This window comes from Collimonas fungivorans, from assembly GCF_001584145.1.
In the GTDB taxonomy this organism is placed as follows: domain Bacteria; phylum Pseudomonadota; class Gammaproteobacteria; order Burkholderiales; family Burkholderiaceae_D; genus Collimonas; species Collimonas fungivorans.
Genome location: NZ_CP013232.1, coordinates 3753351 through 3775087, shown reverse-complemented (window position 1 = coordinate 3775087; position 21737 = coordinate 3753351). Strand labels below are relative to the sequence as shown.

Genomic DNA, 21737 nt, shown 5'->3' with positions numbered 1-21737 from the left:
CAGTTAGGTATTTGCCACTAACAGTTCTTCCGCATTGTTTGGCGGGCGCAGGCCATCTGTCCTGCCTGCGAAGTAGCGCCGGGTAAGATCGGCAGCCGATACGTGCCGTGCTTCTCCAAAGCCCGATTCCCGGGCCAGCGCCAGGATCTCCGGCGGGGTAAAGAAGCTGAGGAAAGGTGTCCCGCTTGCGCGCGCCCCTTTCTCCGCCATCTCAAGCCCGGGGCGTACTTCGGGGTCCGCCAGCTCCAGCGGCAGCAGGAACGTCATGGCGAGCGTCGAGCCTGGGGCGAGGGCAGCGACTTGTCGCAGCGTGGCCGCGTTAGCGTCTCTGGTCAGATACATGCTGACGCCGGTGGACACCACGATTGCCGGCTTGCTGTCATCGAAACCGGCAGCCGTGAGTCCATCGCGCCAGGATCCGCCCGCCTCGAAATCGACCGGCACGAAGCGCAGCCAGTCCGGGACGCCGAAGCCGAGCTCGATCAGGCGCCGGCGCTTCCACGCCTGCGGACCCGGCTGGTCGATCTCGAACACCTTGAGGCGGGATGCGATCTCCGGCCGCCGCTGGGCGAAACTGTCAAGGCCGGCGCCGAGGATGACATACTGGGTAGTCCCGCGGCCGGCCTGTTCCACGACCAGGTCCTCGATGAAGCGGGCACGCGCTACGATTGAGGCGCGGAAAGGACGAGTGAACTGCGGATCCATGTCTCCGCGGTTGCGCCAGTCCTGGTCAGGAGCCAGCAGCTTGAGGCCGATTTTGTCTTCGAGCACATGCGGCGGAGGGTCGGCCTCGACATGCAAGGCGCGCCACAAGGCGACGCGCGCTGCCGTGCTGTCTGGCGCTGCATCTGGTTTGTCGTTCATGGTTTATCCTATCTGTTCGTCTTCGCCTGAAGCTGGCTTGATAGTACTGTGAGTACTGTGCCGCGCCATGCAGGGAAGAGTTACTGCTTAGGTTCCTTGACGATTGGCAGAGAATGTTTCACACAGGATGCGCATGTAGAAATGCACTGGGAAAAAAGTATATCACCTGCCTGAATTCGGCGACGGACTGCGCCTGTGTCCGGCCAACTCATAGGGGGAGCCGGTGTTCTAACATCCTCGCGAGCGCACGGATTAACGGCGGCAATTGGCCGAAACAGATATGGGTGAACGACAGTTCACGACCCTTTGCTGCCTGTCGCGTTAGAGAAAACAGCCGTTCAAGGTTTAAATTCGTCGACGCTGCGGGGGCTCTATTTCACGCGTCTTTTTTGATTGACGAGGTGGTTGAGATACGTTTTTCTCCCAATCAACCCCGACCAAAATATCGGAAACGTCAAAAATACTATGGAATATAAACCAGCGCACCGCTAATTGCGCTGCGAAAATCTACATTTGGACTGGTTACAAATAGCACCGCGCTATCATTCCCACTCAAAACCTGAGAGTGACCGGCACCATCTGGCAAGCTACCGATTTTTGTCCATACATCAAGTTTTGGGGAATAGCTCAACTCATCCGATTGCGAATGATTTTTAATGCCAAGCGCAAATAACGTTCCATCAGGGAAGGTCCACATGAGACGAATGTATGTATAACCTACCGGTGGGCTGGATGCAAAGTGCCATTCCCTTTTTGTGGGGTTGTATAAGAGAGTTGAAATCGCGTTGGTGAGCAGGTTCTTGGCAGTAACAAGCACAACGCCTTCTTTACTTAATAGGGATGCTCCATGAATTTCCGATGGCTGCGGTAATACACCCACTTTTGTCCATTTATTGTCCGTCGGGTTGTACAGTATTGAAACCGTCTCCGCAGTTGGATACTGTTGAAATCCAATCAAAAGAACTGTTCCATCGGACAATTTCACAGTGCTATTGGGCTGACTTCGCATGGTCGTTGGAATCTCCCCAGTTAAAGTCCAACTGTCGGTAGCAGGTTTGTACAGTAACCCGACCCAGTTTTGGGTTGGTGAGTCGTCCCTGGAAATCACCAGAACGCTTCCGTTTCCGATTTCCGTTGCGTAGTCAGTTCCGGTTGTTTTCAGTGGAGGTGGCTGGGTACGGGACCAGCTATTTGTTTTGTACTTGTAGAGCCATCCAACGTTCTGCTTTCCTTCCGAGCCCATTATTAGAACTTCACCGGAGGACAGTGCTACAGCCGTCCTGTCGAGACTAATGAAATCAGACGGCAGGGCTCCCGTTGCACTCCACGACATGCTATCGAGGTTAAAAACAAAGGCGACTACCTTCTTATGAGCCGTTCCAAGAGTGAGCACCGAGCCATTCGGCAGCTTTGTTAATGTTGCGCCAAGGCCTACTACATCGTCTGGAAGCGCCTGCGTTGCCTGCCACTCATTCGTCTTCTGCTGATACCTGAATGCAACCGAATGTGGGGTCGGCAGTAGTGTGTTGCCAACACCAAGTATTGAACCATCGTCCAGTGTGACCATTCCCCATCCAACAGAGAGGACTCCCATGGGAGGATTTGATGTGGGTATCCAAGTATTTCTTGAATTTAAATCACCGCCGTAACAGCATCCCCATGTAAGAAAAAATAATGCACAAAGCAATCTAACCATATGCTCCTCGATTTATTCCTACTGGACTGTAAATTGTGTCGAAATTGATGCTTGGAGGTAAACCATCGGTGGTAATGCTCTCCTCGGTAAAATTGCATCTGGCATTCAATACTACCCTGTCATGGAACGGAGCGCGAACGGCCGTTATGAAAAATTCAGGGACCGGCCGCAATTGGCCGGCAGCAGCCCGTTGTAAGCGAAAAAACAGAGCCAAAGTTCTCAGTCGTCTTTAAAGTCAAACTGATTAGATGACGTCAGCGCGCAGTAGTAAGTAATGCTTTCTCAACTTCACAACAGCTTCGACCGTCGAGTTCTGAGCTAGCTCATCAGCTACTGCTTGGATAAATTCGCTGGCCTTTTCTAACGATAATCCGACAACTTGGTCCGGAAGCCAGTCGTCATTGAGCGCCATCTCGTATGCCTCAATAATATCTACTAGATATGCGCCAGAAGGTGACTGCCGAAATTGGGCGTAATCGGACGGTGAACCCAATCTTTGCGAAAGCTCTTGTACGTGCGCTGAGCCAGGATAGTCCGGATTTAGCCAGCGACCGGATGCTGCGAATTCCCGTGCTTCAGCGATGATATGAGGTTCGAGCATGTCGCAGTCCTGGTAACCGATTGAATTTAAAGGTGGAACTGCAAGAGCTATGGCCACTTCTGGCCGGTTGCAGACATGCATCAGCATTTCTGTTGGCGGCCATATGAGAGCATGCCATCTGTCATTTGATCATGCAGGATATAAAAACTCTTGTTTAAAAGGATGCTGATGGGTGACGATCTCGTCAATCACGGTGTCCGCCCCTGAACGATGGATGATTTAGCGCCATCGTTTTCAAACACGTTGGGCAAGCATCGTCGCGAAAAAATCAGTTACTCGCCGTACCCGAGTAGATACAAATTTGCGCTTTGGCCAGATGAGGCTGACGTCTCTGGGTTCGCTCATAAATTGGTCGAGGACAGTAATGATGTCTGGATGCTGGAGCTCACCCATCAATGACGCTCTGGAAAACATGCCGATGCCTACGCCCCCAAGTACACCGGAAAGTATCGTGTCCATGGCATTGGACGAAAGATTGCCGTTCACTGGCACGCCAAATTTTCCTTTCGGCCCAAGAAAAGTCCAATTCGTCATCCCCCCATAGATAAGACAATTGTGACTGACAAGATCTTCCGGGACAGTCGGTATCCCATGCCGATCAAAATAACTGCGAGATCCGACACATACCAACGAGGTGCCCGCTACCCGCTTTACCACTGCATCAGGATCATGTGCCGAGCTGACTCTGATCGCTAAATCAATCCCGTCTGCAAGCAAATCTTCAATGCTATCGGACAGGCGAAGATCCAACTTGATCTTCGGATAAAGCGACAACAATTGGGGGAGGAGCGGAAGGACGTGCAATCGGCCAAATGTAGAGGATGTTGCGACTCTGATCAGACCGGATATATCAAGAGTACTACTGGTCAGCTCTCCATCCGCTTTGTCTATCTCTTCAAGAAGCGGCTTGGTACGGTCATAGTATTTTTGTCCTTGATCCGTCAGCGTGACACTGCGAGTGCTCCTGTTGAATAGCAGCACGCCGAGCCGCGTTTCCAATGCACCGATGGATTTACTAATCCCCGATTGCGAATCGCCAAGGCGGCGCGCAGCAGCAGAAAAACCGCCTGCTTCTACGATCGTGATGAAAGCAGTTAATTCATAAAATCGATCCATTGCGATCCTTTGACGATGATTCATTCTCCCTCAGTGCAGCCTGTACGGATTTTGTCATAAATCAAAAGCGCAAGCTCCTCGTGGGCAAATCGACAGATTCTTTTAAAGAATAATACCTATGAAATATCTGCTCATTATCAATTCTATTTAGCCGACTTACTATTGGTGCGTTCCCGAGTAGCAGATCAGGTGTTAGCAACAGCGAGGGCGAAAAAGCATCGTTACTTGCTATTTCTTCAGAGCCAGCGCGCAGCTTGAACCGCGGCGAGAATGACCTGCCCCCGACATTAGCTTCATAACGTAGTAGAGTCCGATTCTCAAAGGAACGGACGATGAAGAAACGATTTAGTGAAGAACAGATCATTGGATTTTTGAAGGAAGCCGATGCCGGTCTTCCGGTAAAGGAGCTGTGCCGCAAGCACGGCTTCTCGGAGGCATCGTATTACAAGTGGAAGGCCAAATTTGGCGGCATGGAAGTCTCCGATGCCAAACGCCTCAAGGCGCTCGAAGAAGAGAACAGTAAGCTCAAGCGCTTGCTAGCCGATTCTCTGCTCGACAATGCGGCCTTGAAGGATGTCGTTTCTCGAAAGTGGTAAGCCCGCAAGCACGTCGCGAAGCGGTTGCCGTTCTGAAGATGGAATGGCAGCTCTCTGAGCGCCGTGCCTGCGGGCTGATGAATATATCGACTTCGGTGCTGCGCTATCAAGCGAGAGCCGACGCCAATGGTGCCCTGAGTGTGCGTATTAGTACGCTTGCCGGGGAGAGACGGCGTTTCGGTTACCGACGGATTCATATCTTGCTCCAACGAGAAGGCTGGGTCATCAATGTCAAACGTGTTTACAGGCTCTATTGCAAAGCTGGCTTAGCGGTGAGAAAGCGTCGCCGCAAACGGATTGCTCTGACCGACCGATTGCCTTTGCTACTTCCCGACCGACCGAATCATGCCTGGTCTATGGATTTCGTCCATGACGCCTTGGCAGATGGTCGGCGTATACGTTGTTTGAACGTTGTTGACGACTTCACCAAGGAGAGCGTTGTCATCGAAGTCGACACTTCAATCTCGGGGCTGCGAGTGACGCGGGTGTTGGACCGCATCGCTGAACATCGACCTTTGCCAAACATGATTCGCGTCGATCATGGCCCTGAGTTTACCAGTCTGGCGTTGGATGCCTGGGCCAACGCACGCGGTGTCAGGCTCGCATTCACGCAGCCCGGAAAGCCGACCCAGAACGCGTATATCGAAAGTTTTAATGGTCGGTTTCGTGATGAATGCCTCAATGATCAATGGTTCTCGACGCTGTATGAGGCACGCATTCTCATTGAAATATGGCGACAGGATTACAATTCAACCCGACCGCATAGTTCGCTTGGCTACGCCACGCCAATCGAATTTGCGGCCAAACATCAATTTGCAACCACCGACTCTACTGAGCTATGTTGCTAATTTAGGGGAGCAGGTCAAGAACATACCCCACCAATCGGAGTTTGACCGCTCTGTAGCGGCAATTCCTGCGGCAATATCGAAACGAATGATTATAGGACTAAATCTATGAGCACAACATTGAATGATCGAGGGCAATCGTCGCCGGCCGTACTGAGCCTCTCAGGAAAAAAAGTAGTAGTGGTTGGTGGAAAAACTGGAATTGGACTTGGAATTGCGCGCGCGGCCTACGCAGCAGGCGCGTCCGTGACGGTCGCCAGTCGGCGCATTACCTCGGTGGAGGAGCGGCCTGATTTGGTGAACTACGAACAGATGATCCTGGATGTCCGCGATGAAGGTGCGGTGCGAGAGGCCTTCGACACCATTGGATCATTTGACCACCTCGCCGTCACGGCGGGACCTGAATTCGGATCCTGGGGGAATTTCATGGACGGTGATATGCGCGGTGTTCGCAGCTATCTCGAAGGCAAGTTCTTCGGTAGCTGGGCCTGCGCGCGTTATGCCGCCCCCCACCTCAGGCAGGGTGGCTCGATCACTCTTCTTACGGGTGGTTTGGCGGTGCGGCCAAAAATCGGCTTCAGTGCTGTCCTGGCTGCGTTTAGTGCGGTGGAATCCTTATCTGGTTCACTCGCGCTGGAACTGGCTCCTACCCGCGTCAACACGATACGTCCCGGTTTCGTCGATACGGAACTGTGGAAGAATTTTTCCGCAGAAGAACGAGAGGCGCTGAAAGAAAAAGTGCGCAACAGCTTTCCAGCGCGGCACGCGGGTACGGGAGATGATATTGGGCATGCCGCATTGTTCCTGATGACGAACCCTTACGTAACCGGAACTGTCATTGAGGTGTCCGGTGGTGAAAACTTGGTTCCCAGCGTTTTCTGAGCAGACTTGTAAAGAGGGGTGGCCGTATATGAGAAAAGCCAGCACCGGCGGGCTTTTTCGTTAGCAGTCCAGCCAACGTCAGCTATCGAAAACGTACCATTATCGATAGTTGGCAATCGCGTATTTTTCGCTGGCCTTTGAATTGACAACGACGGCTTCTGGCCGTTTTGAGCCGGCCGCGACTGCCTGATTTCCTCTCAAAGCTGCCTTCGCGAAAGGTATCCAAGATCCATGCAGCTAGGAAGTATCTAAGTGGCGTGCACTCGTTATTCAGCTTTGAACCATCGACTAGCCGCGTCCGCAGTGTCCTGAGGCACTGTGTTGAAAGCGATAGATGCATTAGGAGCCGATTTGTGAACGCTATTCAGGAGTCTTTCAAAAAGCAACAAGCTCTTGGGAGGGATGCGGATGCCGCCACCGATTACAATGCAATCATAGGTCGTGCTGGCGAGTTGACGCTCGAGCGCCACAGCGGCGGATTCATCCGGCCGCACCAAGCATAGATCGGCATGCCACCCACGATCCGCCATCTGCTGCATACCAATGGCAATGCCGGCATGAATCCTCTCTGCATTGAAACCTGGCGGTAACGCTGGGTCCGAGAAGTCGACAGTTTCCGGCTGCTGGCCGACGAACAACACTTTTTTGACGTCCTTCAATTGACTCATCACATCCTCCTGATGGAGCTACATGGGGTTGGAAGCCTCTTTACAGCCGCTGGTTGATTACCGTACTCAATGATATCAATACACAAAATAGTGCCCATCGCGAATCAATGGCCGCTATAGGGAGAGCGCTTATCCGGCTGCTTCTGGCCGCTAGCAGTCTACGGACGCCACATTTCGACTTCGCCATTCTTGCTGATGAATAACGGCCCACAACAGCCAGTCGATATCCGCTTAACTGGTCATTCATGAAGTCATTTCCAGCTTAGTAATTCATATTTTTCCAAAACGGAATCGATTCTTTGTAAAACGCGCGGCACATTATCACGCCTGGCGTATGCATCCAAAACACTTTTAAGTTCTTCTTTCGATGGAAGCGAGACGAGATGAGATCGGAATTTCTTTAGCATGTGGGTCTGTCGGCGTTGGAATGCCCCCAACGCATCAATTGCAACGAGACTTAATGGCCGACCGGCATCTAACCAAGTCTGCAGGCGAATCCAGTCAATTCCAGAAACTGCGGCAAGATAACCCCAAGAGTCCGTCGTAGGCTCGCAGATATTGGTTTCTATCCAGTCTAGCGTTTCGATAGAGCGAAAATAACCCATCACAAAAATAACATTACGTCTCGCGTTTCCCTCAAGACGAGCTAACTCACTAACCACACGGTCATAGCCTTCTCGAAATGGCAGGCATGACGCAGTTGCTTCCGCAAGACAAGGTAACGCGAGATCATGCGGATAAAACTCCCACGCGGCACGGACGAATTCTGCTCCATGATCTTTGAGATTCGATGCGCATATTTCCAAAATTCGATCTCGAACTCCCATATTGCGAGATGTTTCAAATCGACTTTGAATCGCAGCCAGCACTGCTGATTTTGGCAGCATATTCCAGGCGGTTTCTAATTCAATCGAATAATTCCATCGAGTGATTGAAAAATCCAGCAGTAGCTCAGGGTCGTGAGATATTGATTCCAACGCAGGTGCAGGATATTGCTCTGGATGTTCTACATCCTCATCTGGCTGATCGGCTTCTCCGTTCTCACCATAAAAATCATCATGAAGCAGATATTGATGCCATCCGTGGCGTTTCGCCAAGTTGTACCATTCAAGTGGCCGCAGTGCGCGCGCAAGAAGCCTTCTGTGACAAAAATTACAAACTCGGTATGGCTCAATTCGATTATCGCAAGGCTCAATTACGTTTGCATCCTTGTATTCACACGCTTCACATTTCATTTGTAATTGGTTCCTTCGTGTAAAGGCACATTGCTGGACGTCATGGAAATTGTTAAGGTCATATCGTTTATGTATTGTCTACGACTGTCCGCTTGTGGCCGGTTCGTGCCCCTCTGTAACCGGCCAATAGCGGCGAATTTCATCCGACGACAGCCAGTAGAATTTACCCAATGACCGCTGCAGTGACCGGGGAAACAATCGTCCAGCCAATCGCCTTATACAGTGCACAGCCATCTTCAGTGGCAACAAGTACGCCTATTTTTGATTCGCTGGCAATTGAAACATTGCTCAGTGCGCCCATGACAATGCGCCCCAGTCCCTTCCTTTGATGCTCAGGCTCAGTCACTATTTGGTCAAAGATTGCAAAGCCATTGCTTTGAGCTACACGCCCCTCGCGGCTAATTGTCCGTCTTTGCTCCTGAGTTCCGCATCGGTGACCGCACTACTTGTGCGAATTGATAGCTGGTAGCAATCGCGTGCAATGATGGCGTCTTTGCGCAATGCCGCAGCCATCAAATACTCAGGCGGTTGAACCGTCCAGATATCACGAAGAAAAGGCGTTACCATTTCTGGGCTAGCGCAGACTTTAAGCCATGTCCCCGGAACCGTTAAACTGCCGGATAGCTCGCGCAAAGCTTGTGTGTCGAAATTGGTTACTACATGACGCTCGAGGTGGTCGGGTGCGCCTAAGTCAATTTTGTATCCATACGTTTGATTTATGGGACGAGGTTTCCCCCTCGTAAGGGTCCATCCTCGCGCCCACGCTTCTGCAGTGGCCATCTGGTTAAACGCGCACTGACTATTTTCCAATATTGTTCTCCATTTGCAAAAAGACGACCGACCGCATTTGGCCGAACTGAGCCATACACGAAGGTAGGCTTTGACCCAAAGCGGAACGGCAAACATACCAATAGCGAACACTAATGACTGCTTTTCGCCATTTTCTCCCACGCTGACCATCCTATTGTTCGCCCAGGAAAAGCTACCGCTCTGAACGGCCAGGCCTCTTTCAACCAAATCTGAAGGTCTGCAAGAACCTGCTCCGCTAAATTGCCAGAGTGTTCCTGGGTGCCCAGCCAGAAGAAGGCTTGTGCACTGTACATAGACTTGCGAAAATCATTATCAATTTTTGACTTGATCGGTTTAATGTAAAGGCAGCCCAGATATGTTCCCCCGTTGTGACTAAGGATCGAATAGGCGAAAGCCTGGCGCTCAACGAATTCACGTTCATGCCGCTCAAGATCGGCGAGATTATCAGCATAACTCATCTCTCGAGCAGGCCATCCATTCGTTGGTCCAAAAACATGACGAATATCATTGGCACTAGCTGTCACGCTGGCAAAGTCCTCTGTTGCAAATTTTGGAGACAATACCTCTAGGCGAAATAAACTTGATTGATAAGTTTGAGGCGGCGAGTAGTCATCAGGAATAAATAGCATCGGGGATCACAATCAATTTTATTGGGAGATGGAGAGCGACGCGAAGGCTTATAACTTACTTCACCGAACGTGAGCGGAGCGTAGGTCTCTCATAATTACACTGTTTTTATATACAGTATATTATGCGAATCTGAAGCTGCCCGCCAGTTATTGATTCGAAGCGCACGGAGGGCTCAGAACAGTATGGCGTTACGCAAGTTGATCAAACGTGAATTGGCATAGCACCAAGTTCACTGCGCCAGTTGCAGGTAATTTTCCATTTGAAGACAATACTGAACGGCCGGTTTTGGCTGGTTGCAGACGTTTGACAGATTGTATTAATCTAAATTGAAGGCGGCTACCAATTGCTTATAGCCTCCTCATATTTTTCCATGCTTGACATTTCAAATGGATACGATAATAATATCCGTTATGGCATCTGTAAATACTCAGTTTTCAATTGCGGTTCATGTGTTGGCGGCGATCGCCCACTATGAAACCTCTTTCACGTCTGAAGTTTTAGCCGGCAGCGTGAATGCGAATCCGATTTTTGTTAAGAGAATCTTGGCGAAGCTCTCAAAAGCGAAGTTGGTCAAAGCCACTGTTGGTAAAGCAGGGGGCTACACGCTGTCTAAAAATCCAAAAGACATTTCGCTATTAAACATCTCGCATGCAATAAATCCTCCCGATGTTTTTGCCATCCACACCTATGAGAAAAAGGAGTGGTGCGTAGTGAGCAATAATATTAAAGAGGTAATGGGCGAGGTTTTGGCAGGTACGCAGAAAGCTGTTGAAAATGATTTGAAGCAGACCACGCTGGCAGATGTTGTTTCAAAAATCAGGAGCAAATCTCGTTAGCGTTTTTTTTGATCTAAATAGATACGTTAATAGTATCTATAACATAAGCGAAAGGCAGCGAATTTTATGAAAATCGGATTTATCGGAGCGGGAAGCGTAGCCCAAAAATACGCTAAATACTTTGTACGGTATGGACATGAGGTTGTGCTTAGCAACAGCAGAGGGCCGGATTCGTTAAACGAACTCGTGAGTAGTATCGGCTCGAATGCCAAAGCAGCCACTGTCCAGGAAGCAGCGATGCAAGATATCGTGATCTTGTGTGTCCGGTGGGAGCAGGCAAAGCAGGCGCTCGCCGAGGTTTCGGATTGGGGTGGGCGAATTCTTGTCGACGCAACAAATCGACCTGCCAATGAAGACGCCGAGGGCAAGACTTCGAGCGAGATCATCGCAAGTTATGCCCCTGGGGCTGGAGTCATCAAGGCGCTCAATACGCTCGTCATGAATTGGATGCCAGACTCCTCAGAGAACGACCGCAAATTGGTTCTGTTTATGTCGGGCGACGATAAAGCCGCGAAGCAGAAACTAGCGCGCGTTCTCGACGAAGCCGGCTTTGCCCCGGTGGATCTTGGGGGCCTGATTGAGTCTGGAAGACTCCAGGAATTCGGCGCCCCCTTAAGCGGACTTCATATGAATCTGGTCAAACGAATGAATTCTTGAATCCAACGCAAAACGACTAACGTTTAAAGGATAAGACAATGAACAGCAGTGCAAATAAATTAGCAGGAAAAATCGCGGTCATCACCGGCGGCAATAGTGGCATGGGCTTGGCCACAGCCAAGCGCTTTGTCGAAGAAGGTGCGCATGTCGTGATCACCGGGCGAAGAGAGAAAGAGCTGGCTGAAGCTGCAGCTTTCATCGGGAGAAACGTGACGACGGTCGCGGGCGACGTCTCGAACCTGGAAGATCTCGACCGTCTCTATGCCGTTGTGAAAGAGAAGCATGGTCACATCGATATTCTTTTTGCGAACGCAGGCGGAGGGACGGTCGCGCCGCTTGCAACGGCGACCGAATCTCATTTCGACAAGATCTTCGATGTCAACGTAAAGGGATTATTCTTTACCGTGCAAAAAGCGCTTCCCCTTTTCAAAGATGGCGGCTCGATCATCCTAACCTCTTCAAACGCAAACGTACTGGGTGTGCCAGCCTTTACTGCCTACGCCGCCAGCAAGGCAGCCGTGCGCAGCTTCGCGCGCGGCTGGACGATGGAGCTAAAGGATCGCAAGATTCGTGTGAATTCGATGAGTCCTGGCCCAATCGAAACCCAGGCTTTGGAGAAGGCAGGCCTCACAGCTGAACAGGCAGAACAGGCGGCAGCTCAGTTCGCCTCGCAAGTTCCGCTCGGCCGCAGAGGCAAGCCCGAGGAAATCGCTGCCGTCGTCGTATTCCTTGCTTCCGATGAAAGTTCATATATCACCGGGGTGGATCTCGCCGTCGATGGGGGCATGGCGCAGGTCTGACATGAAGATGTCTTCGGCACATGACAACGACTCACTGGACGCCTGAGACAGGAGGCTGCTGATTAGCTGTCGAGAAGAATTCTTGGGTCCAAAATAAAATGGCGGATGTTCGCACGAACATCCGCCATTTTTTAATTCACACGTTCCTCTAACAAGTGTTTGGGATCATTATGCCTTTGCATTTTGTTGACCTACAACAACTTTCGTTCATTGGTATTCATGAAATAGTAGCTACACTCTGTGAACTCTGAGATGGCGCCAACGGACAGCTTTTGATTGCGGTCCAATACTTGCAGGCTCATTCTGATGGGGCGTAGACTAGCTTTTGCGCGTCCCAGTACATATTGCATATCCACCATTTCGCATCTCAAAGTAGCCCTCGATTCGCATCGCAAAACATCCCTTCATTTGCATTTCAAGGTACCCACTACGAACAACGCTCGATTTGTAGTGCCAGCTTTGCGCACAGCTCCCACATTGCGGCTTCCCAAAGGATTTTTTGGCCGAAAAAATGACTCTTTGGGGGAGGAATTTGTCCCGCTGTGATTGGAAAATCAATTGTTCTATTGTTTACCTTGGGCGATGCGATCGGCATGGCCGCTCCCTTGCAGTCAGAACGCCAGATTTGAGGATTAATCGCGTACCGAAAAAATCGCCACGCAGCGGATATTTTGTGTCCGTTAAAACAAACCTCCACTTGAAATAGACGAAACGACACCTTGAATCCGGAAGGGGTGAATTAAGATGGACACGATACTGGGACGATTGAAAAAAAAGACTCTTTGAAATCCATTGCATGGATTGCCTTAGCCGCCTGCCTCAGGTTGACGGCGTATGGCGCTATCTGATAATTCAAAGGTCAAAAAATGGGAAGAAGTGCAGTAAGTTGAATTAAAAAGGGGAGAAACAAGAATGTCTAATCATCGTCTGCTTCGCATCTTGCCGGCATGCCTGACCGGCGCGGTCCTGCTGAGCGCATGTTCCACCATGGACGTCGGCAACACGGGCGCAAAAACCGCGGCAACCGGATCGGCAGGGGGCGCCACTGCAGTCAATGCCAACGCTACGCTCGAGCACTGCGACCGTTCGCTCGGCACCATCGCGATCATCGAAGATACCACTGCGCCCTGGTATGGCGTGCTGACCGGCCAGTACAAACTCGGCTCCACCGTACCGGTGCTCAAGCTGCTGGTGCAGCAGTCCAACTGTTTCGTGGTGGTCGAGCGCGGCCGCGGCATGACCGCCATGATGGGCGAGCGAGCTTTGCAGCAATCCGGCGAGCTGCGCAACAATTCCAATTTCGGCAAGGGCAAGATGGTCTCGGCCGACTATGGCCTCAATCCTTCGATCACTTTCAGCAACAATAACGCCGGTGGCGCAGGCGCCAGCGTGGCCGGCCTGTTTGGCGGCCTTGGCGGCGTGGTTGCGGGGCTCGCGGGGAATATCAACAGCAAGGAAGCAAGCACTCTTCTGAATTTGATCGACAATCGCTCTGGTGTTCAGGTAGCTGCTGCCGAAGGCAGCGCCAAGAGCACGGATTTTGGCGCTCTGGGCAAGCTGCTCGGCAACAGCGCGGGCGGCAGCGCGGGTGGTTATTCGAACACGGCGGAAGGCAAGGTGATTGTGGCGGCCTTTACCGATTCCTATAACAACATCGTGCGCGCCGTGAAGAACTACCATGCGCAAAGCGTAGCCGGCGGCCTCGGCACTGGCGGCCAGCTGGCGGTCCAGGGCGATGGCGACAACGGCACGCCAGGCCCCTCCAAGAAGAAAACGGCCAAGCGCTCGGCTCCTCAATAAATCTTTCAGCGCAATGGCCTGCTTGCGGTACGTCCATTGCAAGTGCAAGGACTGAGATTGCGCTGGCCTGAACATGGAGCAACGAAGCGATTCGGCGCGACGCGGCGATCGCGCCGGCTCTCGTTCTGTTTGTTCAGGCGTTCACCGCGCGGACATTGGGATTGGTTTCCTCTGACGAGATTGTCATTACCAGCGTCCGATATGGGCGGAAAACTCGCATGGCTGTTGTCGAAAATCAATTTATCGGCGAAGATTCACGATGTACGGAAAAGTGCATTTCCATCCACGTGTTCCACGAATGACGTCAATGAGCGAGGCGAGAAGCGCACCGGTCGGTCATCCGAAGCTGGAGTGATAAAAAATCGCCATGGATCAATTTGATGCTGTCCCAATTTTTAAATTTTGTACGGCCGACTACCCCGAACGGGATCGGTTTCACGTTTGGGTGAAAGACAACCTGTGCGACTGTGGATTCGAGGACGATGGTTATGGTGCACTCGACGCAGAAGCGAGTGGCGCCGCGCTCGGCCCGCTCATCATCTCTGGACGACGCTGGCGGGAACGGCCACGACCGTTCACCTATTCGGTCTACCGCAACGAACGGCGGATTCGACTGGATAGTCAGGATTCGTTTCGCTTTACGCTGCTGCTGGGCGGGCGAATCATCGGTCGTTCCATGGGGCCTGATGCCGTCAAGACGACTGGCGATCTATTCTTCTACGATGTGGCCCGGATCAACGATTGCACGGTCGAAGCTGGTGACGTGATCAGCATAGTCGTGCCCAGATTTCTGCTGCCGAGCCACGCTGCACTATTGCATGGCCGAACGTTGACAAGTGGCGCTGGCCGTCTTCTAGGGGATCATCTACTGTCGCTGTTCCGGAATCTCTCCACACTGCGGCAGCAAGAAATACCCCATATCGTGCAGTCAACGCTGTTGCTGATGGCGGCCGCAGTTTCGCCGACAATCGAGGCAATGCGTGAGGCGAGCGAACCGATCCGTAGCGCATTGCTTGAACGGATTCAACATTACATTGATGTGCACTTGCTGGAGCGCGATCTCACGCCCGACCGGATCTGCCGGGACATCGGACTATCGCGAGCCAAGCTCTATCAGCTTTTTGAGGAAGAGGGCGGAATAATGCGGCAGATCAGGCGCAGAAGATTGCGTCATGCATATCACGTGCTCGGCGACCCGCAACGGCAGCACATCCGCATCGCGGAGATAGCCTGGGCCCATGGTTTTCCGGATGAAAAATATTTCTATCGCCTTTTCAAGGCGGAGTTTGGGCATACGCCGAAGGAAACGGTAGAGAATCGCTCCGGCCCGGTTTTGCTTCCAGGCGGCATTGCGGTGAACAATCAATGGAAGGGAGGGGCTAGCCTCTCCGGATGGACGTTGCCATTCGGCGTGCTCAATAATTGATTGCGATCCGCTGAATCTGAACGCGATTAAATCAAGCGTCAATTTCGATATGCACATGAATCTGGTATTGCTCGATATTGATGGGCCCCTTAAACACCGCCCGGTTTCGCCGAGTGTTCCAGAGTCGGCTTTTGGCCGGTTGATACTCTTACCTTTAATCGGCCAGCCTTCATGTTGTATCCGTCGTTACTTCGTTGATGCCGCCACGATCCAAGGCTCAAGCCGCCTGCCGAATGCCACCGTCGCTTCAAAGGAAGGCCGTTTGTCATTGTCGGCGTAACCGTATGTCTGGTTCATCTTCTGCATCGGTTCGAATACGCTGCGGAATTCAAAAGGCACGTTGATGTTTTGCGCGCTGACATCTTTTACGTATCCGGCCATCAGCGGCTGCTTTTCCTTGTTGTAAACCACCCGCGGCTGAATCTGGCCGCGCACGATGCCGTAGTGACGCGTATCTGGGTATTTCGCACGAAGCGTCTCGCGATCCAGGCTGGCATCGATGATGAATAGCCGGCTGGTCAAATTCAGTTCTTGTGACAAGGCTGTCGGCTGATCCTTCTTTTTGTCATCCACTGCTTTTTTCTTTGAGCTATCCGCGTCCTCTTGTTTTGCAAGTTCGATGGACTGTCGATATGCGGGGCCATCGAATTCCATGGCCAGGAATACCGGCTTGGAAAGCTGTTTTTGATAAGCCGTCCGACCGCGGTCAGTATCAATCGGCATGGAGACATTGAAACCCAATGACGCAAGCTTTGTTTTATCTAGCCAGCCAGGACCATTGGCGCTGTACTGCTGGTATTCATTCAAGGAGCCGGGAAGTCGCCACTGCAGCTTGAGCGAGATCCCGTTATTGTCGTTGTCCTGTCTCCAGTGGTAGGGGATTCGCAATTCTCGCTGGGACAGCTGGAGGGTGCTGTCTGCCAATCCGCTATGGTTGAATCTGACGCCCAGCAGCACGACCAGGTTCGTCAGGAGTATCAGCGCCACTCCTGTGATCATGGAATATCGGCGGGTCCAGTTGGTCATTTCGCTTCCCCGGATTGCATCGTCCTCAAACGCTTGAGGATGACCAGAATCAGAACGGCAGTCAGGCCAAGTACTAAAAAGAACAGGTATTTGGGCATAGTCTCCCACCACCAGTCATAAAATTTGGTGTACAGGAAAATGACGAAAAAAGCCACGCCGGTGTTGACCATTTCAGGCCAGTGGCGGCGTATACCCAGCCAGATCGCCACCGCGCTGAACAGGAATCCCGCGACTTGGTAACCGTTCCTGATGAAGTCGGCGTCAATATCAAGATAGCTGCCTCCGCCCCAGTTTGCCAATACCAGTATCGGCAGGAACAGGCTCAGAAGGGCGAACACGCGATATAGCATCGCAAAACCGGCGAACCGCAGATGTGGCGCAAACTGCGGGATGAGGAATAGCACAATTGCAGCCGGGAAGAAGTTTTCCGGACGTTCGCCAAAATCGAGCCAATACATGCCCGACCATGTTCCGGTGCGAGCGGCGATAAATCCGACCAGGCAAATGAGCCCTGCTGCCAGCAGCAGGCGTAATTCGCATGTGTACGCCAAGAGCAGGGCGAACGCGGCCCACACAATCAAGGCATTGTCGGACGGCGTGATATTGAATATCTGCCCGAGCATGGTTATGTCGAGCACAAAACAGGCGAAGGAAACCATGGCCACGAGTTTGGCGAAATAGCCGGTCGAGTCGCGCTTTTGTGCCCACATCGTGCCGAGAAAAGTAGCAAGCGGAGCCAAGATCAGAATTGCTACCTGCACCGGAGTCGATAGCGTTCCCCAGAACTGATAGAACAGAAAGAAAATACTTGCGGCTAACGCCAATGCTCCTAAAAAGGAAGCGATGCGCATGCCTATCGAGAGTTGCCGAGACGGGATGTTGCGGTCAATGTCGAATGTGCGGGAAAGTTCGGCGAGCAAGGCCTGGTGGTGCGACGATACTGCTTGCTGCTGCTCCTCCGACAGCGTCAGGACGCCGCCCTGTTGCAGCCGTCCCAGTTCTTGCCGGAATACGTTGATTTCGTCGGCACGACGCTGCGCTTCTGTTTGCGTGGATATGCTCATCGTCATTTGTATGGCATTACGTAATCAAGCCTTTAACAAAACTGGAAAAACGGCTAACGTAAAGTGGCATGGAAAAATTGCTTAGTCAACATTAAATTGATTCATCCCGCGAAGCCCTGGTTAATGAAAGGGCGGCGCCCGGAAGCAAGGCGCCGCCACCGATCCGCTCCGATGATGTTGGTCAGGCCGAGTGAGGGATACGCGCAATGACCTTGATTTCAAAATCGAAGCCGGCGAGCCAATTGACGCCGACCGCAGTCCAGTTCGGATAAGGCTGTTCACCGATTGCCTGTAGTCGCACGGCGTTAATCGCCTCCCATTGCGCTGCCGGATCAGTGTGAAAGGTGGTGACGTCGACAACATCGTCGAATGTGCAGCCGGCGGCCTTCAGCACCGCGGCGAGATTGTCGAAGGCAAGCTGGACCTGCTTTTGGAAGACCGGCTCGGGCGACCCGTCCTCGCGGCTGCCGACCTGGCCCGAGACGAACAGCAAGTCGCCCGAGCGGATTGCTGCCGAATAACGGTTGATCTCGTAGAGCGCCTGACGACCGGCAGGGAAGATTGCATCGCGTTTTGACATTGTGTAACTCCTATTAAGATAGTCCGAACTCCCGGCGCAATGTGGTTTCATCGACATGGCGAGGCACCTTGGCACGGCTGTTTCGGATGGCGGGCGCTTCAACCACCACGGCGGTCGTTGATATACCTCTCGTATGTTAGTATAAGCAAAAATACGCTTCGTATGTAAAATAACATACGGAGCGTATGTTATTTTTTAGGATAGCCAGTGACAAAACGACGTGCGCAAATGGTGGAAGAGACCAGGGCCAAGCTGATTCAGGCGGCCCGAAAGGCTTTTGCCGCGAAAGGTTACGCGGCGGCCTCCATGGACGACCTGACCGCCGAAGCGGGCCTGACGCGAGGTGCGCTGTACCACAACTTCGGCGACAAGAAGGGGTTGTTGCAGGCGGTGGTCGACCAGATAGACGCGGAAATGGGGGCACGGGCGCGTGCCGCCCAGGACGGCGCGGAAACCGCATGGCTTGGATTTCTTGCGGAATGTATCGCATACATCCAGATGGCTCTGGAGCCTGAGATCCAGAGGATCATGCTGCGCGACGGACCGGCTGTGCTCGGCGATCCGTCGCAATGGCCCAACCAGAATGTCTGTCTTCGCAGGACAACGCAAATGATCCAGGAGCTCATCGATGAGGGCACGGTCAAGCCGGTGGATGCGGAAGCTACCGGCCGGCTGGTCAATGGCGCGGCGCTCAATGCCTCGCTCTGGATTGCCGCCGCGGATGATCCGCCAGCCGTCTTTGTCAAAGCGGTCGAGGCTTTTCGTCATCTTGCCGCTGGATTATTGCAGGCCAAGGGTTGATGACTCTGACGCATGCTATATGTATTACACCCGATTTGAGTGGAGGCTGTTCTTTTGCTTGAATGGTTTCGTTTGGGACATCGATTTACCCGATCTTTGAGGACCGGCAAAAAAATAGTCCAGGGATGTCGATTTAGCCCTATCTCGACCGTCTAGTAAGTGAGCGGCAAAAATGCGTATCCGGCACTCAACGAGACATCCGGCAAAGGAGAAACCACCATGGCCCTTCCAATGATCCCCACTATTACCGCCTTTGAACGGTCGCCCGATGGCGGCAAGGGACTTGCGCGTGACATGCGCGTTCGCTGGGCGCTGGAAGAAGTGGGCCAACCTTACGAAGTTCGTCTTGTTTCGTTCGCTGCGATGAAGGAACCCGCGCATCGAGCGCTTCATCCTTTCGGGCAGATTCCGACCTATGAAGAAGGCGACCTTGCCCTGTTCGAATCGGGGGCGATCGTATTCCATATCGCAGAGCGCCATGCAGGCCTGCTGCCTGCCGATGCGAATGCCCGCGCGCGCGCAATCACATGGTTGTTTGCCGCACTCAATACCGTTGAGGCGCCGATTCTTGATCTCCAAATCGCCAAGTTCCTGGAGGGCGACAAGACCTGGTACGAGCAGCGCCTGCCTCTCGTCAAGAATCGCATCCGTGATCGGCTGGGCGAACTTTCCGATTGCCTTGGCGACGCCGACTGGCTAGATGGTGCATTCAGCGCGGGCGACCTGATGATGGTGACGGTACTGCTTAGGTTGAAAGCATCGGGCATGCTGGGCGAATATCCGAACCTCTCTGCGTATGTCGCCCGGGGTGAAGCGCGGCCCGCCTACAAGCGTGCGTTCGACGCTCAATTGGCGGTTTTCACTGGCAAGCCACCGACCGCCTGAAAAAACTGACGCGGCTAGTATTTCCTTGCCGGCTGAAAAATAGGTCTATCGCCGCTCCAGAGCCTGTTGCACAGGTACGCAGCGTTCGCTCCGCGACAATTTAGCGGGTAAATTGTCATTTAAGAATTCTAATGGTTAAATTTATTGCTCAACTTTTTGGGCAACCTGGACAATCCGTTCCCGCACCACCCGGATAGCCTGCTTGAGCGCATACACATCCTGGAAATAACGCTGCGGAATGCGTATCTGGCTGGCGTTGGCGTCGATGTTCTCGATGTCGTCGCGCCATTGAGCGACCTGTTCCTTGCTGGGTTGCTTGGTGCCCCATATTTCATCCTCCAGCGACTTGATCTCGCGGTACCAAACCACCAGCCGGTTTTTCATGCGCGATTCCACCATGCGCGGCAATGCCTGCAGCAGGCCGAACAGCAGCGCCATGAACGGCAGCAGGATCAGCAGGCGGCGTTCGATGAAGCTGGCCAGCCAGAACGGCAGGTAGCGCTGCAGGAAGGGGCGGCCGGATTTGAAGTAGCGCGTGCTTTCGTCGGAGATCGGGAAGTCGTCCGTGTTCAGGTTGGGGAAGGTGCCGCGCGGGGTGAAATAGTCTTCGCGGGCGTGGGCGGTATTGGCGGCTTCCAGCAGCAGGTAGACCAGCGCCGGATGCAGGGTGTCCTTGGACACCAGCAGCGCAGTGGCGGCCAGCAAGGTGACGTCGGCTTGCGGCAGGTCGTTGGCGACGCTGGTCGAGGCGCGCGGGAAGATGATCTTGGAGAGTGAAGGGAATTTCAGCACCAGGGCGTCGGCCTGGGCAAAGCTCATCAGCTTGAGGTCGCTGTTGAGCAGCATCTGCTGCATCGCCGCGTCCGGCCGGCCGATAAAGAAGGCGGCGTCCAGCTGGCCGTTCTCCAGGTTCTGGTAAGCCTTGTAGGCATCCATTTCCAGCAGCTTGGCGTTGTCGGCGTTGATGCCGCTGTGGCCGAGCAGGGTGCGCGAAACTTTCAGCAGGCCGCTGCCGGGAACGCCGATGGAAATCCGCTTGCCTTTCAGTTGCGCCAGCCGGTTGATGACGGTGTCGCCGCGGTAGAACACCCAGATCGGCTCGTAGGAGATGGCGGCGATGGTCTGCAGCTGGTCGTTTTCGGACGGAGTGGTGGTGCCGGACTGGATGAAGCCGACTTCGTATTCGCTCTCGGGATCCTTCAGCCGCTGGTAGTTTTCCACCGAACCGGAAGAGCTGCGGATATCGAGGGTGATGCCTTCGCGCTTCAGCAGAGGCGCATAGCGCTCGGCGAAACTGTTGTAGATGCCTTTGTCGGCGCCGGCAGTGATGACGATGGTGCGCTGAGTGGCCGGCTTGAGGATGGTCACCAGGGCCCAGCCCACCACGGCGATCGCCACCACCGCTCCGGTGATCAGGAGCCGCAGGCGTTGTGTGGTCATCGGCGCTTTTTGTATGCGGTGCAGTGCTGGATTATGTCTCGGCATGGTGTCTATATGGGACGCACTTGGTCGGGCAACTCGGAAACCGCATTCTGACAGGAGTCTGCGCTCCCGCACACATTACACCTTCTTGACGAATTCCGATTTCAGGCTCATGGCGCCGAAACCGTCGATCTTGCAGTCGATGTCGTGGTCGCTGTCGACCAGGCGGATATTCTTCACCTTGGTGCCGACCTTGACCACGCCGCCCGAACCCTTCAGTTTCAGATCCTTGATCACGGTCACCGTGTCGCCGTCCTGCAAGACATTGCCGACCGCGTCGCGGTAAACCTTGGCGCCGTCCGCGCCCGATTCGGCGGCAGCCTGCGCCGACCATTCATGGGCGCATTCCGGGCAGATGTAGAGGCCGCCGTCCTCGTAGGTGAATTCGGAACTGCATTTCGGGCATGCGGGCAAGGTGCTCATGGCGTTGTCTTTCA

Annotated in this window: 22 protein-coding genes; 9 read left to right on the top strand and 13 right to left on the bottom strand. The window is 53.2% G+C overall.

Annotated features, from left to right (window positions below; all coding sequences use genetic code 11):
- Positions 1-3: 3 nt before the first annotated feature.
- The 4 genes from CFter6_RS16185 to CFter6_RS16175 form a co-directional block, all read right to left on the bottom strand.
- Complete coding sequence (locus CFter6_RS16185; RefSeq protein WP_061540802.1) at positions 4-864, bottom strand: class I SAM-dependent methyltransferase; 861 nt, start codon at positions 862-864, stop codon at positions 4-6.
- 463 nt (positions 865-1327) lie between these two features.
- Positions 1328-2431 (bottom strand): Kelch repeat-containing protein, encoded by a 1104-nt coding sequence (locus CFter6_RS25710; RefSeq protein ID WP_150118791.1) that lies wholly within the window; start codon positions 2429-2431, stop codon positions 1328-1330.
- A gap of 373 nt (positions 2432-2804) precedes the next feature.
- Positions 2805-3161, bottom strand: a complete 357-nt coding sequence (locus CFter6_RS16180) for a hypothetical protein (RefSeq protein WP_150118790.1) — start codon at positions 3159-3161, stop codon at positions 2805-2807.
- 234 nt (positions 3162-3395) lie between these two features.
- Positions 3396-4301, bottom strand: a complete 906-nt coding sequence (locus tag CFter6_RS16175) for a LysR family transcriptional regulator (protein WP_236904303.1) — start codon at positions 4299-4301, stop codon at positions 3396-3398.
- A 308-nt stretch (positions 4302-4609) separates the two neighbouring features.
- Between CFter6_RS16175 and CFter6_RS16165 the strand changes: the two genes are divergently transcribed.
- Positions 4610-5721 (top strand): IS3 family transposase gene (locus CFter6_RS16165; protein ID WP_417924771.1). Its coding sequence is split into 2 segments (ribosomal slippage): positions 4610-4868 and positions 4868-5721, totalling 1113 coding nucleotides; the frame shifts between segments, so codons are not numbered across the junction.
- 105 nt (positions 5722-5826) lie between these two features.
- Positions 5827-6600 carry an SDR family oxidoreductase gene (locus tag CFter6_RS16160; RefSeq protein WP_061540797.1) on the top strand — a complete coding sequence of 258 codons (774 nt, stop codon included), beginning with the start codon at positions 5827-5829 and terminating at the stop codon, positions 6598-6600.
- Positions 6601-6866: 266 nt separating this feature from the next.
- Here the strand turns inward: CFter6_RS16160 and CFter6_RS16155 are convergent, their stop codons facing one another.
- The 4 genes from CFter6_RS16155 to CFter6_RS16140 all read right to left on the bottom strand — a co-directional run bounded on the left by CFter6_RS16155 (position 6867) and on the right by CFter6_RS16140 (position 9942).
- Positions 6867-7268 carry a hypothetical protein gene (locus tag CFter6_RS16155; RefSeq protein ID WP_061540796.1) on the bottom strand — a complete coding sequence of 134 codons (402 nt, stop codon included), beginning with the start codon at positions 7266-7268 and terminating at the stop codon, positions 6867-6869.
- Between the two features lie 251 nt (positions 7269-7519).
- On the bottom strand, positions 7520-8365 hold the full coding sequence (locus CFter6_RS25705) for a hypothetical protein (RefSeq protein ID WP_150118788.1): 846 nt from the start codon (positions 8363-8365) through the stop codon (positions 7520-7522).
- 301 nt (positions 8366-8666) lie between these two features.
- Positions 8667-8864 (bottom strand): GNAT family N-acetyltransferase, encoded by a 198-nt coding sequence (locus tag CFter6_RS25170; RefSeq protein ID WP_335340331.1) that lies wholly within the window; start codon positions 8862-8864, stop codon positions 8667-8669.
- Positions 8865-9423: 559 nt separating this feature from the next.
- Positions 9424-9942 carry a hypothetical protein gene (locus CFter6_RS16140; protein WP_150118787.1) on the bottom strand — a complete coding sequence of 173 codons (519 nt, stop codon included), beginning with the start codon at positions 9940-9942 and terminating at the stop codon, positions 9424-9426.
- A gap of 411 nt (positions 9943-10353) precedes the next feature.
- On the opposite strand from CFter6_RS16140, the gene CFter6_RS16135 reads away from it, so the two are divergent.
- The 5 genes from CFter6_RS16135 to CFter6_RS16115 all read left to right on the top strand — a co-directional run bounded on the left by CFter6_RS16135 (position 10354) and on the right by CFter6_RS16115 (position 15462).
- The gene (locus CFter6_RS16135) at positions 10354-10779 is read left to right on the top strand and encodes an Rrf2 family transcriptional regulator (protein ID WP_061540792.1); all 426 of its coding nucleotides are present in this window, start codon (positions 10354-10356) and stop codon (positions 10777-10779) included.
- Between the two features lie 66 nt (positions 10780-10845).
- Positions 10846-11436 (top strand): NADPH-dependent F420 reductase, encoded by a 591-nt coding sequence (locus tag CFter6_RS16130; protein WP_061540791.1) that lies wholly within the window; start codon positions 10846-10848, stop codon positions 11434-11436.
- Between the two features lie 38 nt (positions 11437-11474).
- The gene (locus tag CFter6_RS16125) at positions 11475-12236 is read left to right on the top strand and encodes an SDR family NAD(P)-dependent oxidoreductase (RefSeq protein WP_061540790.1); all 762 of its coding nucleotides are present in this window, start codon (positions 11475-11477) and stop codon (positions 12234-12236) included.
- A gap of 912 nt (positions 12237-13148) precedes the next feature.
- Positions 13149-14036: a CsgG/HfaB family protein gene (locus CFter6_RS16120; RefSeq protein WP_061540789.1), complete on the top strand. Its 888-nt coding sequence runs from the start codon at positions 13149-13151 to the stop codon at positions 14034-14036.
- A gap of 367 nt (positions 14037-14403) precedes the next feature.
- A complete protein-coding gene (locus tag CFter6_RS16115; protein WP_061540788.1) occupies positions 14404-15462 on the top strand; it encodes a helix-turn-helix domain-containing protein in 1059 nt (352 codons plus the stop codon).
- 186 nt (positions 15463-15648) lie between these two features.
- Here CFter6_RS16115 and CFter6_RS16110 read toward each other — a convergent pair whose 3' ends face one another.
- The 3 genes from CFter6_RS16110 to CFter6_RS16100 all read right to left on the bottom strand — a co-directional run bounded on the left by CFter6_RS16110 (position 15649) and on the right by CFter6_RS16100 (position 18132).
- Complete coding sequence (locus CFter6_RS16110; protein ID WP_061540787.1) at positions 15649-16488, bottom strand: DUF4824 family protein; 840 nt, start codon at positions 16486-16488, stop codon at positions 15649-15651.
- Positions 16485-17552 (bottom strand): DUF2157 domain-containing protein, encoded by a 1068-nt coding sequence (locus tag CFter6_RS16105; RefSeq protein ID WP_061542416.1) that lies wholly within the window; start codon positions 17550-17552, stop codon positions 16485-16487. Before CFter6_RS16105 ends, CFter6_RS16110 begins: the two co-directional genes overlap by 4 nt.
- 181 nt (positions 17553-17733) lie before the next feature.
- The gene (locus CFter6_RS16100; protein ID WP_061540786.1) at positions 17734-18132 is read right to left on the bottom strand and encodes a RidA family protein; all 399 of its coding nucleotides are present in this window, start codon (positions 18130-18132) and stop codon (positions 17734-17736) included.
- A gap of 207 nt (positions 18133-18339) precedes the next feature.
- Here CFter6_RS16100 and CFter6_RS16095 point away from each other — a divergent pair, with 207 nt between their 5' ends.
- Positions 18340-18933, top strand: a complete 594-nt coding sequence (locus CFter6_RS16095) for a TetR/AcrR family transcriptional regulator (RefSeq protein ID WP_205631403.1) — start codon at positions 18340-18342, stop codon at positions 18931-18933.
- A gap of 219 nt (positions 18934-19152) precedes the next feature.
- Complete coding sequence (locus tag CFter6_RS16090) at positions 19153-19818, top strand: glutathione S-transferase family protein (protein ID WP_236904302.1); 666 nt, start codon at positions 19153-19155, stop codon at positions 19816-19818.
- A gap of 141 nt (positions 19819-19959) precedes the next feature.
- Here CFter6_RS16090 and CFter6_RS16085 read toward each other — a convergent pair whose 3' ends face one another.
- Both CFter6_RS16085 and CFter6_RS16080 read right to left on the bottom strand, forming a co-directional pair.
- A complete protein-coding gene (locus CFter6_RS16085) occupies positions 19960-21258 on the bottom strand; it encodes a TAXI family TRAP transporter solute-binding subunit (protein WP_061540784.1) in 1299 nt (432 codons plus the stop codon).
- Between the two features lie 120 nt (positions 21259-21378).
- The gene (locus tag CFter6_RS16080) at positions 21379-21723 is read right to left on the bottom strand and encodes a zinc ribbon domain-containing protein YjdM (RefSeq protein WP_061540783.1); all 345 of its coding nucleotides are present in this window, start codon (positions 21721-21723) and stop codon (positions 21379-21381) included.
- Positions 21724-21737 lie beyond the last annotated feature (14 nt).

Excerpts from the sequence above, each read along its gene's own strand:
- CFter6_RS16185 (WP_061540802.1), bottom strand. The coding sequence starts at position 864 with ATGAACGACAAACCAGATGCAGCGCCAGACAGCACGGCAGCGCGCGTC.
- CFter6_RS25710 (WP_150118791.1), bottom strand. The coding sequence starts at position 2,431 with ATGGTCACACTGGACGATGGTTCAATACTTGGTGTTGGCAACACACTA.
- CFter6_RS16180 (WP_150118790.1), bottom strand. The coding sequence starts at position 3,161 with ATGCTCGAACCTCATATCATCGCTGAAGCACGGGAATTCGCAGCATCC.
- CFter6_RS16175 (WP_236904303.1), bottom strand. The coding sequence starts at position 4,301 with ATGAATCATCGTCAAAGGATCGCAATGGATCGATTTTATGAATTAACT.
- CFter6_RS16160 (WP_061540797.1), top strand. The coding sequence starts at position 5,827 with ATGAGCACAACATTGAATGATCGAGGGCAATCGTCGCCGGCCGTACTG.
- CFter6_RS16155 (WP_061540796.1), bottom strand. The coding sequence starts at position 7,268 with ATGAGTCAATTGAAGGACGTCAAAAAAGTGTTGTTCGTCGGCCAGCAG.
- CFter6_RS16140 (WP_150118787.1), bottom strand. The coding sequence starts at position 9,942 with ATGCTATTTATTCCTGATGACTACTCGCCGCCTCAAACTTATCAATCA.
- CFter6_RS16135 (WP_061540792.1), top strand. The coding sequence starts at position 10,354 with ATGGCATCTGTAAATACTCAGTTTTCAATTGCGGTTCATGTGTTGGCG.
- CFter6_RS16130 (WP_061540791.1), top strand. The coding sequence starts at position 10,846 with ATGAAAATCGGATTTATCGGAGCGGGAAGCGTAGCCCAAAAATACGCT.
- CFter6_RS16125 (WP_061540790.1), top strand. The coding sequence starts at position 11,475 with ATGAACAGCAGTGCAAATAAATTAGCAGGAAAAATCGCGGTCATCACC.
- CFter6_RS16120 (WP_061540789.1), top strand. The coding sequence starts at position 13,149 with ATGTCTAATCATCGTCTGCTTCGCATCTTGCCGGCATGCCTGACCGGC.
- CFter6_RS16115 (WP_061540788.1), top strand. The coding sequence starts at position 14,404 with ATGGATCAATTTGATGCTGTCCCAATTTTTAAATTTTGTACGGCCGAC.
- CFter6_RS16110 (WP_061540787.1), bottom strand. The coding sequence starts at position 16,488 with ATGACCAACTGGACCCGCCGATATTCCATGATCACAGGAGTGGCGCTG.
- CFter6_RS16105 (WP_061542416.1), bottom strand. The coding sequence starts at position 17,552 with ATGAGCATATCCACGCAAACAGAAGCGCAGCGTCGTGCCGACGAAATC.
- CFter6_RS16100 (WP_061540786.1), bottom strand. The coding sequence starts at position 18,132 with ATGTCAAAACGCGATGCAATCTTCCCTGCCGGTCGTCAGGCGCTCTAC.
- CFter6_RS16090 (WP_236904302.1), top strand. The coding sequence starts at position 19,153 with ATGGCCCTTCCAATGATCCCCACTATTACCGCCTTTGAACGGTCGCCC.
- CFter6_RS16085 (WP_061540784.1), bottom strand. The coding sequence starts at position 21,258 with ATGACCACACAACGCCTGCGGCTCCTGATCACCGGAGCGGTGGTGGCG.
- CFter6_RS16080 (WP_061540783.1), bottom strand. The coding sequence starts at position 21,723 with ATGAGCACCTTGCCCGCATGCCCGAAATGCAGTTCCGAATTCACCTAC.